The organism is Sphingomonas faeni, from assembly GCF_003053745.1.
GTDB lineage: Bacteria > Pseudomonadota > Alphaproteobacteria > Sphingomonadales > Sphingomonadaceae > Sphingomonas > Sphingomonas faeni.
On sequence record NZ_QAYE01000012.1, the window covers coordinates 23433 to 37736 of the forward strand.

12 protein-coding genes are annotated in these 14304 nt (G+C 57.6%); 6 read left to right on the forward strand and 6 right to left on the reverse strand.

The window, feature by feature from the left end:
* Nucleotides 1–11 precede the first annotated feature (11 nt).
* From C8J25_RS20390 to C8J25_RS18255, 3 genes are all read right to left on the reverse strand, one after another.
* Nucleotides 12–320 (reverse strand): hypothetical protein, encoded by a 309-nt coding sequence (locus tag C8J25_RS20390; RefSeq protein WP_146173385.1) that lies wholly within the window; start codon nucleotides 318–320, stop codon nucleotides 12–14.
* 275 nt (nucleotides 321–595) lie between these two features.
* Nucleotides 596–1063: a hypothetical protein gene (locus C8J25_RS18250; RefSeq protein WP_107955789.1), complete on the reverse strand. Its 468-nt coding sequence runs from the start codon at nucleotides 1061–1063 to the stop codon at nucleotides 596–598.
* A 523-nt stretch (nucleotides 1064–1586) separates the two neighbouring features.
* Nucleotides 1587–3542, reverse strand: a complete 1956-nt coding sequence (locus C8J25_RS18255) for a polysaccharide biosynthesis protein (RefSeq protein ID WP_208622640.1) — start codon at nucleotides 3540–3542, stop codon at nucleotides 1587–1589.
* A gap of 101 nt (nucleotides 3543–3643) precedes the next feature.
* Here C8J25_RS18255 and C8J25_RS18260 point away from each other — a divergent pair, with 101 nt between their 5' ends.
* Nucleotides 3644–4225, forward strand: a complete 582-nt coding sequence (locus C8J25_RS18260) for a sugar transferase (protein ID WP_107955810.1) — start codon at nucleotides 3644–3646, stop codon at nucleotides 4223–4225.
* A gap of 22 nt (nucleotides 4226–4247) precedes the next feature.
* Here C8J25_RS18260 and C8J25_RS18265 read toward each other — a convergent pair whose 3' ends face one another.
* Nucleotides 4248–5072, reverse strand: a complete 825-nt coding sequence (locus tag C8J25_RS18265; protein WP_107955790.1) for an NAD-dependent epimerase/dehydratase family protein — start codon at nucleotides 5070–5072, stop codon at nucleotides 4248–4250.
* Nucleotides 5073–5225: 153 nt separating this feature from the next.
* On the opposite strand from C8J25_RS18265, the gene C8J25_RS18270 reads away from it, so the two are divergent.
* The 5 genes from C8J25_RS18270 to C8J25_RS20395 all read left to right on the forward strand — a co-directional run bounded on the left by C8J25_RS18270 (nucleotide 5226) and on the right by C8J25_RS20395 (nucleotide 11721).
* Nucleotides 5226–6089: a glycosyltransferase gene (locus C8J25_RS18270; protein ID WP_107955791.1), complete on the forward strand. Its 864-nt coding sequence runs from the start codon at nucleotides 5226–5228 to the stop codon at nucleotides 6087–6089.
* Nucleotides 6090–6373: 284 nt separating this feature from the next.
* Complete coding sequence (locus tag C8J25_RS18275; RefSeq protein ID WP_244187206.1) at nucleotides 6374–7537, forward strand: O-antigen ligase family protein; 1164 nt, start codon at nucleotides 6374–6376, stop codon at nucleotides 7535–7537.
* 130 nt (nucleotides 7538–7667) lie between these two features.
* Nucleotides 7668–8288, forward strand: a complete 621-nt coding sequence (locus C8J25_RS18280; RefSeq protein ID WP_244187203.1) for a polysaccharide biosynthesis/export family protein — start codon at nucleotides 7668–7670, stop codon at nucleotides 8286–8288.
* Nucleotides 8289–8371: 83 nt separating this feature from the next.
* A complete protein-coding gene (locus tag C8J25_RS18285) occupies nucleotides 8372–10489 on the forward strand; it encodes a GumC family protein (RefSeq protein ID WP_244187204.1) in 2118 nt (705 codons plus the stop codon).
* 185 nt (nucleotides 10490–10674) lie between these two features.
* Nucleotides 10675–11721 carry a hypothetical protein gene (locus C8J25_RS20395; RefSeq protein ID WP_146173387.1) on the forward strand — a complete coding sequence of 349 codons (1047 nt, stop codon included), beginning with the start codon at nucleotides 10675–10677 and terminating at the stop codon, nucleotides 11719–11721.
* Nucleotides 11722–11778: 57 nt separating this feature from the next.
* Here the strand turns inward: C8J25_RS20395 and C8J25_RS18290 are convergent, their stop codons facing one another.
* Complete coding sequence (locus C8J25_RS18290) at nucleotides 11779–12654, reverse strand: rhamnan synthesis F family protein (RefSeq protein WP_167397761.1); 876 nt, start codon at nucleotides 12652–12654, stop codon at nucleotides 11779–11781.
* Nucleotides 12655–12683: 29 nt separating this feature from the next.
* Nucleotides 12684–14114, reverse strand: a complete 1431-nt coding sequence (locus tag C8J25_RS18295; RefSeq protein ID WP_167397762.1) for an oligosaccharide flippase family protein — start codon at nucleotides 14112–14114, stop codon at nucleotides 12684–12686.
* Nucleotides 14115–14304 lie beyond the last annotated feature (190 nt).

Sequence of the window (14304 nt, forward strand, 5' to 3'; positions counted from 1 at the left end):
GCAGGTGGTGGTCACTTCAACTGATCGAGTAGATCTTGCGCAAAGGGCTGATCAGCTTCCGGGATCGCCGAACGCAATGCGGCGCCGATCACCCAAACTGCGTTACCTTCGTTGGCTGGATCGGCTTTGAGCTTCCGACGTCTTAGCCCCAACGTGTTTGCGCGGGTAGTAACTCCGGGCACTGAACGGCCGAAGAAAACTGCAAGTCTCTCGACGGACTCGCCGGCCATATAACGGCGGGCAAGCTCTGCGTCTTGCAAGGAGCTCCAAACATTTTTTGGCACAGGGCTTGTATCTATCCGCTCCGTGAAATTTGCCACTGCTCTTATTTACAGAAGCAACATTTGTTTCTGAGTGCTCAATCGCTGACCCGCGCACTATTCATGCCATTAGCATTTTAATGTTTCGAAGAGCCGTCGGCTCGCTTCCGCTTTCCGGTCCGTTCAGCATCTTAGTCTGTAGCTGGGTATCCACCCGCGGAAGAGCCTTCGACGGCCGAGCTCTCGCTGTACTCGGAGGAGCAGCAGACAGCGAGCGTGATGAATGTCGCGGCAGGCAAAGCCCTGTTCCGCTTACCACGACGCTGCGTGATCGGTCAGTCAGTCTCGCTGGTGCCGCTCCCATCGTCGGTCGACTTCCACTTTTCCTCGCCAACCTTGTCATCGTCGCCTTTAATCGCCTGCTCATAGGCAGCGCTTTCAAGCGCCTGCCCCGACCGGATCGAGATAATTGAAGCGGTCCCCGTTCTGGACGGCAACAAGCCAGCATTCCCAGGAGCGGCGATGCAATACATCTCAGTCCGCACACCTATCTCGCGCGGCATCTGCGCCCCACCGGCTTTGAGGAACACGCTCCGGTCACTGATCGCCGTCGTCGCGTTGACGACGGCCGCAGCCGTCTCCTGGTGCAGGTCTCGATGCAGTGGCGAAAGCTGGCGATCGGGCGATCGGGCGATCGCGCCGGCCTGCAGTTCCGGATTGATAGCCTCTGCGTCGCCTAAAAACCACGCAACGTAATAGTTTGCATACTTTGGCGATACACCGACGGCGTATCGAGTTACCACTCACCCATACGCTGCGAAAGGTTAGACTGGAACGTCACATCCCAGTAGGGACACGCAGAATATCAAGCAATTAGCGAGAGCGACTCCCGGCCGTTCGCGCCTGATCACCAGCAACTGCGAACGGCGAGACGGTATTCGCCTGTGGGTCGTAATAGCGATCGATCCGGTTACGAATACGGGTCTCAGCGCGGTTCTGCACTCGTCCGCCAATTCGCGCCATCGGAGCAATACCTGCCTCCTGGCCGAGCTCGTCGCGACTCTGCCGTCGACCGGCTTGTCCAGCCGTGGAAGTAGCCGTCTGGCCAGGAAGTGTCTCGGGTGTAAGTGCGACGGGCGCTCGCGGCACCTCGGTTTGGTCACCGGACGACCCAGACGACGAGCGCAAGTCCTGCGCTTCCACAGTCTGCGTTACAACCATTGCAAGCACCGTGACTAGTAACCGGAAACGCATCATTGTCCTTACATATATATTGACGGACGCAGGATCAGCAATAATTTTAGAAAATTAGCCAAACGTGAGCAGTCACTCCGCCGCAAGTAAACGTTGACTTTGCATCTCGCTGTATACATAGTCGACGACTTCGGAATTTGGACTGAATTCCTTGACCGTCTCACGCAAAATTTCTCGGACACGGTCAGGCTGCCGGTTCGCGACCGCCACTCGCAGTTTATCCAACTGCATACGCAATTCGGTGGGCGGCAAGAAACCCTCCACGGCCTTGCGGATACGCGGATGACTGGTAACCAGTGGGGCATCCTCGATCAGCAACTCCTCATACAGCTTTTCACCGGGCCGTAGCCCAACGAAGCGCAACTCGATGTCGCCGAATGGATTGTTATGATCCCGTACGCTCAACCCCGACAATTCAATCATGTTGCGCGCTAAATCCACAATTCGCACGGGCTCGCCCATATCGAGAACAAATACGTCACCGCCGGTTGCCATCGCGCCAGCCTGAATGACGAGCGCCGCGGCCTCGGGTATCGTCATGAAGAACCGCGTAATACGTTCATCCGTGATGGTTACCGGACCTCCGGTCACGATCTGCTGCCGAAACAGGGGCACAACCGATCCCGACGAACCTAACACATTGCCGAACCGTACCATTGACAGGCAGGTGGCGTTGTCTTCCTGCGCCAGTGCTTGCAGCACCATCTCTGCAAGGCGCTTGGTCGCGCCCATGATATTGGTAGGCCGAACCGCTTTGTCTGTGCTGACAAGGACAAAATGCGGGATACGGTGGCGCACACATTGCTCTGCGACATTCATTGTCCCGAACACATTGTTCGCCACACCTTGGACCGGATTATGCTCTACTAGCGGTACATGCTTGTAAGCTGCTGCATGGTACACGTGCGTAGGTCGCCAGCACGCAAGTATTTCTCCAACACGGTGTTCATCTTGCACCGATCCCAACAGGGGAACGAGGTCGGTCGATGAGCCGGCATCTTGCATTTTTGGCGACGACAGCGCGAGCTCAAGCTCGCGGTGAATCGCGTACAGAGCAAACTCATTGCTATCCAGAAGCAACAGCTTGCTCGGCCGGGTTGCAATGATCTGGCGACAAATTTCGGAACCGATCGAACCGCCCGCTCCGGTTACAAGGATAGTTTGTTCCGTCAGATGCTGACGCATAACGCTGGTGGCAGGTACAACCACGTCACGGCCCAGCAGATCGTTCACGTCCAAATTGGTGATGCTGCCATTCGGCAGGTCGCTTAACGCGAGTTCAATGATATCGGGGAGTGTCCGCACCCTGACATGGAGCGAGCGCAGGACGGAAAGAACCGCATTGCGGCGCTGCTGCGTGGCAGACGGGATAGCGAGAAGGACCTCGTCTATCATCAGCTTGTTGGCCAGCTCGACAACCTTGTCTGGCGCATAGATGCGGATTCCGTTGACAGATGCCCCTTGAAGCTCCCGGCTATCGTCGAGAAATCCCGCGACTTTCATTTCTCGACGACTGGCGATGGCTGCAGCGAGCTGACGCCCGGACACGCCCGCGCCGTAGATCAGGACCCGCGGCAGCACACGCACACCGTCACCGCGATCGATCAATTCGCGCAACAAATAGCGCGCGCCGATGCGCGCAAGAACCATGAATACGAATAGCAATATGGGCTGCAGCGTACCGATAGTACGTGGCACCCCCGGCACGCTCCAAGCGGTAAATACCGTGAAATATGCCACGGCATAGACAAGCGACGCAAGCAGGATCTGATTGAACCCCGAACTCTCCGCGTGGCGGAATACCGGCCGATATATCCCTAGAACTGTGAATATCGGTAAGGCCAGTACCAGTGAACCAATGACAGGCCATGCTGCCGGACCATAAAGCGGGGTCCACTCGCTCAACCGCAGGAAATAGGCGACCCAGACGGCGAGCACGCACAGGCTCGCATCGATCGAGAGAATGATCGTACGCTTGGCCCACCGGGGAAGGCCAATCAAAATCTGCGATACGTTAACCAGTCGCATGTAAACGAAGGTCTTTCTTTTGAACTGGAATATTGCGATGGTGCCTGTACCGTCCGCAGCGTCGCTTGACCAGCCAGAGGCTTTCCCGGTACGGACGCGCCATGCAAAATGACCCGGTTAACAGCATTGGAAAGCGTCTTTTCGACCTGGTGCTAGCACTACTCCTGGCACTGCCGGCGGTGGCGGCATGCACGGTTGCCGCGCTATTAATCTGGCTGGATGATCGTGCCAATCCGTTCTTCGTTCAGCTGCGCCTTGGTCGGGACGGACGCCCGTTCCGCCTCGTGAAGTTGCGTACGATGCGGATCGGCACCGGAGACCGCCCATCGCATGAAACCACGCATGGCAGTATCACACGCACCGGGGCGCTCCTCAGGCGGACCAAGCTCGACGAGCTTCCACAGCTGTGGAACGTGCTGCGCGGCGAAATGAGCTTTGTGGGACCGCGCCCTGGCTTGCCTAGCCAGACCACACTTGCCAACGAACGCCACCGGCACGGTGTCGATCGTTTGTCGCCGGGCATTACTGGCGTTTCGCAAGTGCAGGGACTGGACATGTCAACGCCTGAACGCTTGGCGGAAACCGACGCTGACTATTTACGCAAATGGTCGTTCACTCGCGATCTGCACCTTCTAGCACGCACCGCCGTGGGCGGTGGGCGCGGCGATGCCGCCAGTCGCTGATCTCAGATAGAGTGGCACGGCCTTAGTCGCGCGCTTGCCATCCTACAGCGGCCAGCAAAGCATCCCGATCTCGTTCGAGCTGACCTGGCGACACCCGTCCCCCCAGCAGACGGTCTATACCGGGAATTGGCACAAGCCGGGTATCGCGCCCGTTCCCAAGCGCACGGGCCAGCGCTGAGAGGCTGCCCTGATTAACGTTGACCGGAACCCAGATCTGACCGGTCGCTCGGGTGAAAGCACCCTCCTCCAGTTCGACCAGATGCAGACACAGATCAGCCAGCGCATCAAGCGAAAGGAACCGGCGCGGCGTACGGGCAAGCCCGAAGGGTAGTGGCCATCCGTTACCAACCGCGCGCGCGATATGCCGCACTGCACCCTTCGCACCGGCACCGTGAAGTGGCGGCAAACGCAGCACAAGCGCAGCAGCACCGGGCTCTTTGGCCAGCCCAACCGCCTCCATAGCGCGTTTTGACCGCCCATAGAGGTCGTCGGGTCGATCGTTGCGCTCGGCATAAACCGAACTGGCCGCGATGATACGGCGCACACCGTTTATGGCGGCGGCTTCTCGGATCGCACTCAGTATCCGGGCAGCAGTGTCGATGTCAGCGTCGCTATAGGTCCGCCGGTCAGCACGATCGGCGAAATGCAGGACAGCGTCACATCCCTGCAAGGCAGCGGTTAGCGCTTTTGGATCGGTCAGATCCGAGACCACGCAGGTCGCCTGCCCCTCCCATTTGACCGATTGCCGACGGCTAATGCCGACGACGACGTGGCCTGCCGCGCGCAGCGCACGTCCGACATGCCCCCCCGCCAGTCCTGTGATACCCGTAATTGCTACTGTCGCCATGACGCGTCGTAGCCAGGCGACGGCGTTCCCGCAACGATCGCGATCCCGCCCGCCACCAACGACACGGTGTTTTTACGCTATCGGGGCAGGCGCACTTTACCTTATGGCGATGGTGCGCATGGATTATGGCGGAATGATACGGGAAGATTTCAGTTGACTAAGTTCAGTCGCCTCGTCGCTCACATCGAGCAGGCTATGCCAAAAGACCTCGACGTTTGCGTATCGTTTGTCCTGTTCGACAATGACCGCGATGAAATCGTCCGAGCCATCACACAGGTCCAGTCGAGCCGAGCTTCGACGCACGTTGTAATAATCGATAACAGCTGCCCACCACTTGATCTAAAGTTTGCAGAAACGATGGGGGCAACCGTCGTCGCAACGCATAAGAATATCGGTTATGGTCGAGGCCATAATATTGCGCTCGCCGCCAGCAAAGGCAAATGCCGGTATAATCTGGTCATGAACACTGACCTGCAGACGCAGAATGACGTGATTGCCGGCATGGTTGCTTTCATGGACACCCATCCTGACGCCGGACTGGCGATGCCGAAAGTCCGCTATCCCGACGGATCATTGCAACGGCTATGTCGACTGCTGCCTGATCCCACTGATCTAGTCGCTCGCCGCCTTCTCTTCAAGACGCAGTGGGCCAAGGCAAAGAATGAACGCTACGAATTCCATAACTGGAATTATGATAGTGTCGCACAATTTCCGTTTTTGTCTGGATGCTTTATGATCTGCCGGCGCTCCGTACTTGACGCGGTTGGATATTTTGACGAGCGATACTTTCTATACGCCGAAGATCTTGACCTTTCACGACGAATACACGGCGTTGCCAAAACTCTATTTAATCCTGATGAGAGTGTAATTCACGAATACCGTAGTCAGTCCCGGCCGTCGTTCAAACGGATGCGATACGCATTGGTCAGCCTATCACAATATTTCTCCAAGTGGGGATGGGCTGTTGATAGGGACAGGGATCGTATCAATCAGAACACGCTTGACCAGTTTGCTTAATAGTCTGGGCAGTTGCACTGCTTCAGGTTCGCTGGCGACATGATTATCTAATAGGCGGCTCTATGCTATCACGTCATCGTTTACCGTTCAGATTTAAGCCGAGCTTATCGTTCGCGTTGCTTCTTTCGCTGCTTTTCATACTTTGGCTAGCGGGCGGGGCTTCGCGAGCGGATGCGCTCGGACAAACCGTGGTGCGTGTAGCCGCGTGGCTTGCCGTAATCGCACTCATTTTGTTCGGTAAACGACCGATCGCACGAGACCTACGCCCGGTCGGCTTGCTCCTGATGGTTGCGTTGATACTCGTCCTGCTGCAGCTCGTACCCCTGCCCCCAGCAATCTGGCAGGCACTTCCGCACCGCGATCTGGTATCAGCGAGCATTGCGCTCGGCGAGGCTCAGCCATGGCGCCCCTGGTCGATGACGCCCGGTGCAACAGGGAACGCGGCGTCGTCGATGATTGTCCCGATCGCGGCACTCGCACTGGTAGCAGGTCTGAAACAATCCGAGCGCTCTCGTCTGACGACGATCCTGTTCGCACTCGTTATTGGGTCGGCGCTGATCGGACTGATGCAATTTTCAGGCATGCGGTTTTTCAACCCCCTCATAAATGCCACGCCGGGCGAGGTGAGTGGCAACCTTGCGAACCGCAACCATTTCGCTTTGCTGATGGCGATCGGTTGCCTCTTGGCGCCGGCGTGGGCGTTCCGCGACGGGCGGCGAGCACAATGGCGCGGCCTGCTGGCGATCGGTATGATACTGCTGTTCGCGCTCACCATTCTCGCCAGCGGTTCGCGCGCTGGCATGTTACTCGGGGTGCTGGCGATCGCCATAGGAATCTTGCTAGCGCTACGTCCGTTGCAACGAGAGTTGCGGCATACGCCCCGGTGGGTGCTACCGGCGCTTCTGGTGGCCGTGGTCGCTACGATATCCACCTTCGTTTTCATCAGCGTCGCAAGCAATCGGGCCGTGTCCATCGATCGCGCGGTCACGATTGAGGGAGACCAGGACATGCGCGTCCGGGCGCTGCCGACAGTCGTTTCCATGGTAAAGACCTATTTCCCCGCCGGCAGCGGCTTCGGCGGATTCGACCCGATTTTCCGGATCCACGAACCCTTCAATTTGCTAAAACTCACCTACTTCAATCACGCGCACAACGACTTCCTTGAGATCATACTCGATGGCGGACTGCCCGCGTTGCTCCTGCTCATGGCAGCCATGGCATGGTGGGTAGCGGCAAGTGTCCGTGCTTGGCGCGCAAGCGGCGCGGACAACATCCTCCCGCGTCTGGGATCGGCGATCATATTGTTGGTGTTTGTCGCTAGCGTCTTTGATTACCCAGCACGAACGCCGATAATTATGGCCATTTTGGTCGTCGCTGCCGCCTGGCTAGCTCGCGGAACGGTAACACCAACGCAGTCGGCTTTACCGGACGCAGGCCAGTCCCTATAGGCGACACTTAACTACCCTTTTTGCGGATTTCCCCAAGCGCATGCGCAAGTTCTGTATCGCCGTTCTCTTAGCAGGCGCCTTGGCCGGATGCGCTGGCCACGAACCACTCCAATCGACATCGCGCCTAACGGTGATCGACGGCCAAAAGGCGCTGCCCCCACCAAACCGTGGGGACCTTACTGCGGCTGATCGCCCAGCGCTGATTGGTCCGCTCGACACGATCGAGGTCAGCGTATTCAACGTGCCGGATCTCGACCGCGAGATGCAGGTCGACTCGAGCGGCAGGATCGCCATGCCGTTGGCCGGTACGATCGACGCGCGTGGCAAGACCGCCGAAGAATTGTCGCGATCAATCGAAACGGCGCTGCGCGGACACTATGTCCGTAATCCTGCCGTAACAGTCAATATCAAAAGCTCGGTCAGCCAAGTCGTGACAATCGACGGTCAGGTCGTCGAGCCTGGGCTGTACCCAGTAACCAACCAGATGACGTTGTTGCGTGTTGTCGCATCAGCCAAGGGGTTGACCGAATTCGCGCGGCAGGAGGATATCGTTATCTTGCGTACTGTGGGGAACCGCCGAATGGCAGGCCTGTACAACATCGAAGATATCCGCCGCGGTGCTTATGACGATCCTCCCGTATTCGCAAACGACGTCATCGTCGTCGGGGACTCACCGCAACGTCGAATGTTCCGCGATTTCGTATCGGTGGCACCGTTGCTGGCTGCCCCTCTTATCGCAATCTTACAGTAAAGCTTGACGCTATGAGCCTGGTCATTCCAAATTCGCGTGTCGGTGTGATACCCGCCACAGCTGCGTCTACGTCGGGATCAGACGTGACAGCAATTCGCCATTACCTGCGGATCGCCATGCGTTGGCGGTATGTGATATTGGGTATCACCGCCGGGTTCCTACTTTTGGGCTTGGTCGTGACCTTGCTCATGACGCCAAAATTCACGGCGAGCACGACGATCGAGATTTTGCGAGAGTCGAGCCAAGTTACCAATATTCAGAGCGTTGAACGCGAGACAAGCGTTGCCGATCAAGAATTCTACCAGACGCAGTATAGCCTACTGGAGTCACGATCACTGTCGGAGCGTGTTGCCACTCAATTACGGTTAATTGACGATCCGGCATTTTACGAGCGGTTCGGGTATACGGACGATGACCCGGCATTCGCTCTGGTCAACAACCGCTATCCCGCAGCGGGTCGTGTCGAGCGACGCCGAGTTGCGGGCGAGATTCTACGTAAGCATGTTACAATTTCCCCGACCCATCTGTCGCGGCTTGTTGATATCCGATTCACGAGCCCCAGCGCATTGTTCTCCGCCAGCGTTACCAACGCTTGGGCTGATGCATTTATTCAGATCAACCTGGAGCGCAAGCTTCAGGCGACATCATATGGCCGCAACCTGCTAGAACGCCAACTGGGACAGCAGAAGGAACGGCTTGACCAATCACAGCGCCAACTGGTCGATTACGCATCGCGTGAACGGATCATCAATCTGCCATCGCAGCAAGGTGCGAATGGTACTACGTCGGAACGCTCAATCGTCGCTGACGATTTGGCCTCGCTGAACACGGCCCTGTCCGAATCCACCGCAGAACGCATCGCTGTCGAAGCCCGGTATCGCGCAGCAGGCCGATCGGGCGCCTCAACAGAGGCTTTGCGCAATCAGGCAATCAACTCGCTTCGCCAGCGTCGCGCCGAACTGGCTGCTGACTATCAAAAACTGATGACTCAGTTCGAGCCTGGCTATCCCGCCGCGAAGGCGATTCAATCTCAGATCAGCCAGCTTGACCGCAGCATTACCTCAGAAGAAGGCCGGGTTTCCGGTTCTTTGGAGGCAGATTACCGAAGCGCGGTCGAACGGGAAAACGGTCTGAAGAGCCGGGTCGAGCAACTCAAGGGAAGCTATCTCGACCTACGTCGGCGTTCAATCCAGTATAATATCTTTCAGCAGGAAGTTGATACCAACCGCGCTCTGTATGAGGGGCTATTGCAGCGCTACAAGGAAATCGGCGTTGCAGGCGGCGTTGGGATCAACAACATTTCTGTCGTCGATCCTGCTGATATCCCTCAGCAACCATCTTCGCCGCATTTGCTTATCAATATGATTATCGCGCTACTGGCGGGCGTCGGTATCGGCGCGGGCGTCGCCTTCGCACTTGAGCAGATGGACGAGGCGATTTCGGATCCGAGCGAGGTCGAGCGTGTCCTGGGGCTGCCTCTGCTCGGGGCCGTGCCGAAGGTCAGTGGACAAACGCCGAAGGAGGCATTGCTCGATCGCAAGTCGGATATGGTTGATGCCTATCTGGCAATACAGACCAATCTTGCGTTCACGACCGAACATGGGGTTCCAAGATCGCTCTCGGTGACTTCGACGCGGCCCGCGGAAGGCAAGTCGACAACCGCGCTCGCAATCGCGACGATGCTGGCACGAGCGCAGAAGAAGGTCATTCTTGTCGATGGTGACATGCGATCTCCCTCGATCCATCACCTCGGCGGTGTGACCCACGATCATGGTCTCAGCAACTTCCTGACAGGTCAGGATAATATAGAGGCCATGACGTTTTTCATGTCCGATCTGGGCTTCACTGCCATGTCGGCCGGACCTATTCCGCCAAATGCAGCTGAGCTACTGACGGGTAGTCGATTGACGATATTGATCGACCGCCTGCTTGATACCTATGATCACGTCGTTTTCGACAGCCCCCCGGTCATGGGCCTTGCAGATGCTCCATTGATAGCCGGTAAGGTCGAAGGTGTCGTGTTTGCCGTAGAGTCGCACGGCATTCGGTCGACTCAGGTCAAGACTGCGATCAATCGCCTCATGGCCGCCAATGCCCATATTTTTGGCAGCGTGCTGACCAAGTTCGAGTCGCGAAAGTCGCACTACGGTTATGACTATGGCTACGGTTATGGTCGCGACACCACCGAAGCCCGGGGATGACACGAAGGGCACTCTCGCGCCCCCGTCGGTCTGGTGCCGAATGGGGGGTGCGTACCGCATTGGCCTTGGGGGCTGCAGCGTTAGCGTATGGCAGTATCACCCATACCTTGGCGTATTCTCTACGCGCGAGCGCGACCCAATTAGCTCATGCCTTGGCGCCCAGCGATGGCAGGATCACGGCTTTGTTGGCCGAACAAATGTCTGGCCCGGAGGCAAGCGCCACGGATCGACGGCAGGCCAACATCCTCGCCAGTGAAGCATTACGAGAAGAACCCACGGCCGTTCCTGCCGTGTCGACGCTCGGTATCAATGCCCAAATCCACGGTGATACGGCCGCTGCGCGCAGAATATTTGCTCAGTCCGACGCACTCTCTCGTCGCGATGTACGTACGCGTTTATGGGCGATCGAGGACGCGGTAGGCCGTCAAGATATTCCCGAGACGTTACGCAACTACGACATCGCGTTACGAACTTCCCGAGCGATGCCTGACTTGCTGTTTCCTGTTCTGGCTGGCGCAATTGGTGATCCGAATATCCGTGCGGGCCTAGTGAAAATATTGAGCAGCCGCCCGTTATGGTTGCCGCAATGGATCGTCTACATCTCGGGTAATGGCCCCAACGCTCGTGACGCAGTCGCGCTGTTCCGCGCATTAGACCAGGCACGTGTTCCGATTCCTTATGACGCGCGCTCCGCGCTTTTACGTCGTTTGGTCGGGCAAGGTTTGGTTGAAGAAGCTTGGGCATTTTATGCAGCGTCTACTCGCAACGCCGATCGTCGAATGTCTCGCGATCCCCAATTTCAGGCTGATCACGCCGTCCCCTCCCCGTTCGATTGGACAGCGATCCAAGACAACAGCATAGCGTCTTCGATACAGCGCGGGCAGCGTGGCGGAATTTTCGACTTTACGGCTTCGGCAGGTATGGGCGGCCCAATGCTTCTGCAGATGCAGATGCTGCCGCCTGGACGGTACGTTATAGAGGGAACCAGCACAGGTATCGACCCGTCAGAACCGTCTCGCCCCTATTGGCGCCTAGCATGTACCAGTGGTCGCGAACTGGGCCGCGTTGGCATTCCCGCCGATCCTGCTGCCCAAGGTCAGTTTCGTGGCAATTTTGACGTTCCGATGGGTTGCGCTACGCAATATCTAACGTTGGTCGCACGTGCGTCCTCGCAGACCAGCGGAGTATCGGGCCAGATTACCCGAGCCTTTTTGCATCCGGTAAAGCTCTGAACCGACTGGTCAGCCTTAGGGCGTTCTGATCGTCCTACGTGTCAGCCTGACGGCCTTTTATGGGGCTGTGATAGCAATGCGCGGCGGATTGGTGGTGAGATACCGCTGGGCGATGGCCGGATCATATCCGGCCATCGTCAAGGCTGCTTCCCATCCGTTGATGTCGATCCCGTCGGGCACATCCCGCAACAGTTGCAACTTGATGAAAGGGAAGCCGTCGGCAAGCAGCGCGCGCCAGTTCACCAGTGTGGGATTGGTAAAGGGCGGTGTCTGGTCGACACGCGGAAACAGGGCTGCGGTTGTAACCCCCGAACGGATGAACCATCGCTCAAGGCTCAACTCGTACCGGCGTATCGCCCAGTCACGATCGCCGTCGCGAACCTTGCGCCAAAATCGGGTAAACGCAGGATGGCGCAGGGCGGCAGGCTTGAAAAACAGTATAAAGCTTTGCAGATGCGACCCCTGCTCGAGAGAACGAACCGCACCGACCAGCGCAGCAGGATGTCTGCGCACTTCGTCGATCATTGTGGTGAATCCGTTCAACGGCCCCAGGACACTGTCGTTGGCGATCGCCAGAAGGCCCGCGTTCGTCAATTCGGGCAGATCGCGGATCGCTGCTGCCCATGCGCCGAAATCATACCCGCTGTTCGCGCGTAGCAATACCGCTTCGCAAAAACTCAGGTCCTGTTCGGTATCGAACGTTCTCGGATCGTCGCGCGCCACGACGAGCACCACGGCGAACCCCGCAGCCGCCCACCCACGAGCCAGAATCAAGGCATGTTCCGACACCGATGGATCCCTGCCCCAACTCATCAGCACGCACACGTCCCGGCCATCCAGACTGCCTGGACGACGCAGCCACTTGCGCCAGGTCCGTAGCGGGTCCGTATCCCGCCGCCTTGCTTTGACTTCGTCAGTCAGCAAACGGGTCACGTTACGAAGCCGTATATAGCCAGGTAGTCTCATTGTGCTGATCGTTGTTCGCGGCGCATCAGTGCACCGAGTCTGGGATGTATACGTGTCGCGATCCTCGCCCCCTCTTCAGCCAGCGGATGACGCATTGCCACGAGCGCAATCAACCATAACGTCATGCCCGACATCACAGCACCAGCGACCAGCGGGAGCGGCGTACGGGGATCCCAACGGTAGACTATCATCAATACCAGCGCAGGAGCAGTAGCGATCACAGTCAAAAGCGCGGACCGGGCAAACACGATACCCAGTTCGTTCCCACGCAGTTCCGCTAGAGCGCGAACATGGTTTCGATAGAGCAAATAGCCCGCCGAAGCATCGCCGACCTTGCCAAGTGCGGCGCCCGCCAGTCCGAACTGGCAACCGATGGTAAATATCGCAAAGCCGAAAAAGGTACGAATGAACTCAAGACGACTTTGCCGCGCCGTTTCATCGCGCAGCACGAACAACTCCCAGTTCATACCATAGCTGAGCACTACAGCCTGCGCGATCAGCAAGAGCGATAGCGGCAGCGCTGCATCCAACCATTTTTCACCGTAGAATAGGTAGATGGCTGGTGGCGACAAGATCGCCAGGCCGATCTCCAACGGCCACATAAAAGCGAGGATTAATCCGATTGCACGCAGGAAGGTCGGCCGCAGTTCGCCCGTTTCACGGTAGTCCCGTGCCAATTTCGTAAAGGCAACGCGGGTAGTGGTTCCGTACACATTCTCGAAAATCATGCTGCTCGTCATCGAAGCGCGTGAGTAAATGCCAAGTGCCGCAATGCCCAGAACACGGCCGAGGATTAGGTCCGACAATCGCGTGGCTAGCGTCGCCAAGCCGCTTATCGACATGATTTGCAACCCGAACTGCGCGACCGCACGCCATCCCTGGAACGTAATCCGCAAGGATGCGTGATGCGGTGCTACAAGATTGAAGGCAATTGCGCCAAATATCGCGCCGCCCACCCCGCCATAAGCCGCGCTCATGTAACTTTGACCGACCCACGCCAACCCGACCGTAAGCAAGGTTGATACGATCGTCATTCCCGCCGTGATGAGGCCAAACGCCTTAAAGCGCATTTCGCGCTGCAGCATGGCGGAAGCGCGAAATGCAAACGCATTGATCAGTGGAGTGAAGGCCAGGATCCGTAGCACAGCGCCCGCACGGACATCACCTAGCAACGGCTTACTGACCATACTGAGTGCCAAGAGCAAGACTGACAAGATCACTGCCAGGACGCCATTGACGCTGAAGGTTAGGTCGAGCGTTGCCGGCTGAAGATCGGTGTCACGAATGATATATCCCGCTAGCCCCATGGTCGCGATAATCTGCACCACGCCCAGTCCTGCGACCGCGATGGCATTGATCCCGACTTCGACAGGGGACAATAGCCGAGCGATGATCATCATCCCGCCGAACGAGACGATGAAGGTCATGATTTGACAGGCAAATGCCCATGACAGAGATCGACGGACCGACATCGTTAGCGCAGAAGCCGGCGGACGGGTGTGCCGGCATCGCGCATCTCGTACGTGACGGGGTCTAATCGCATACTTTTAAAAATCGTCATTGAGTTGCGCGTCTCGGTTTCTGTGTCTGCCTGCGCAATTACCCCCCGGTCGGTAG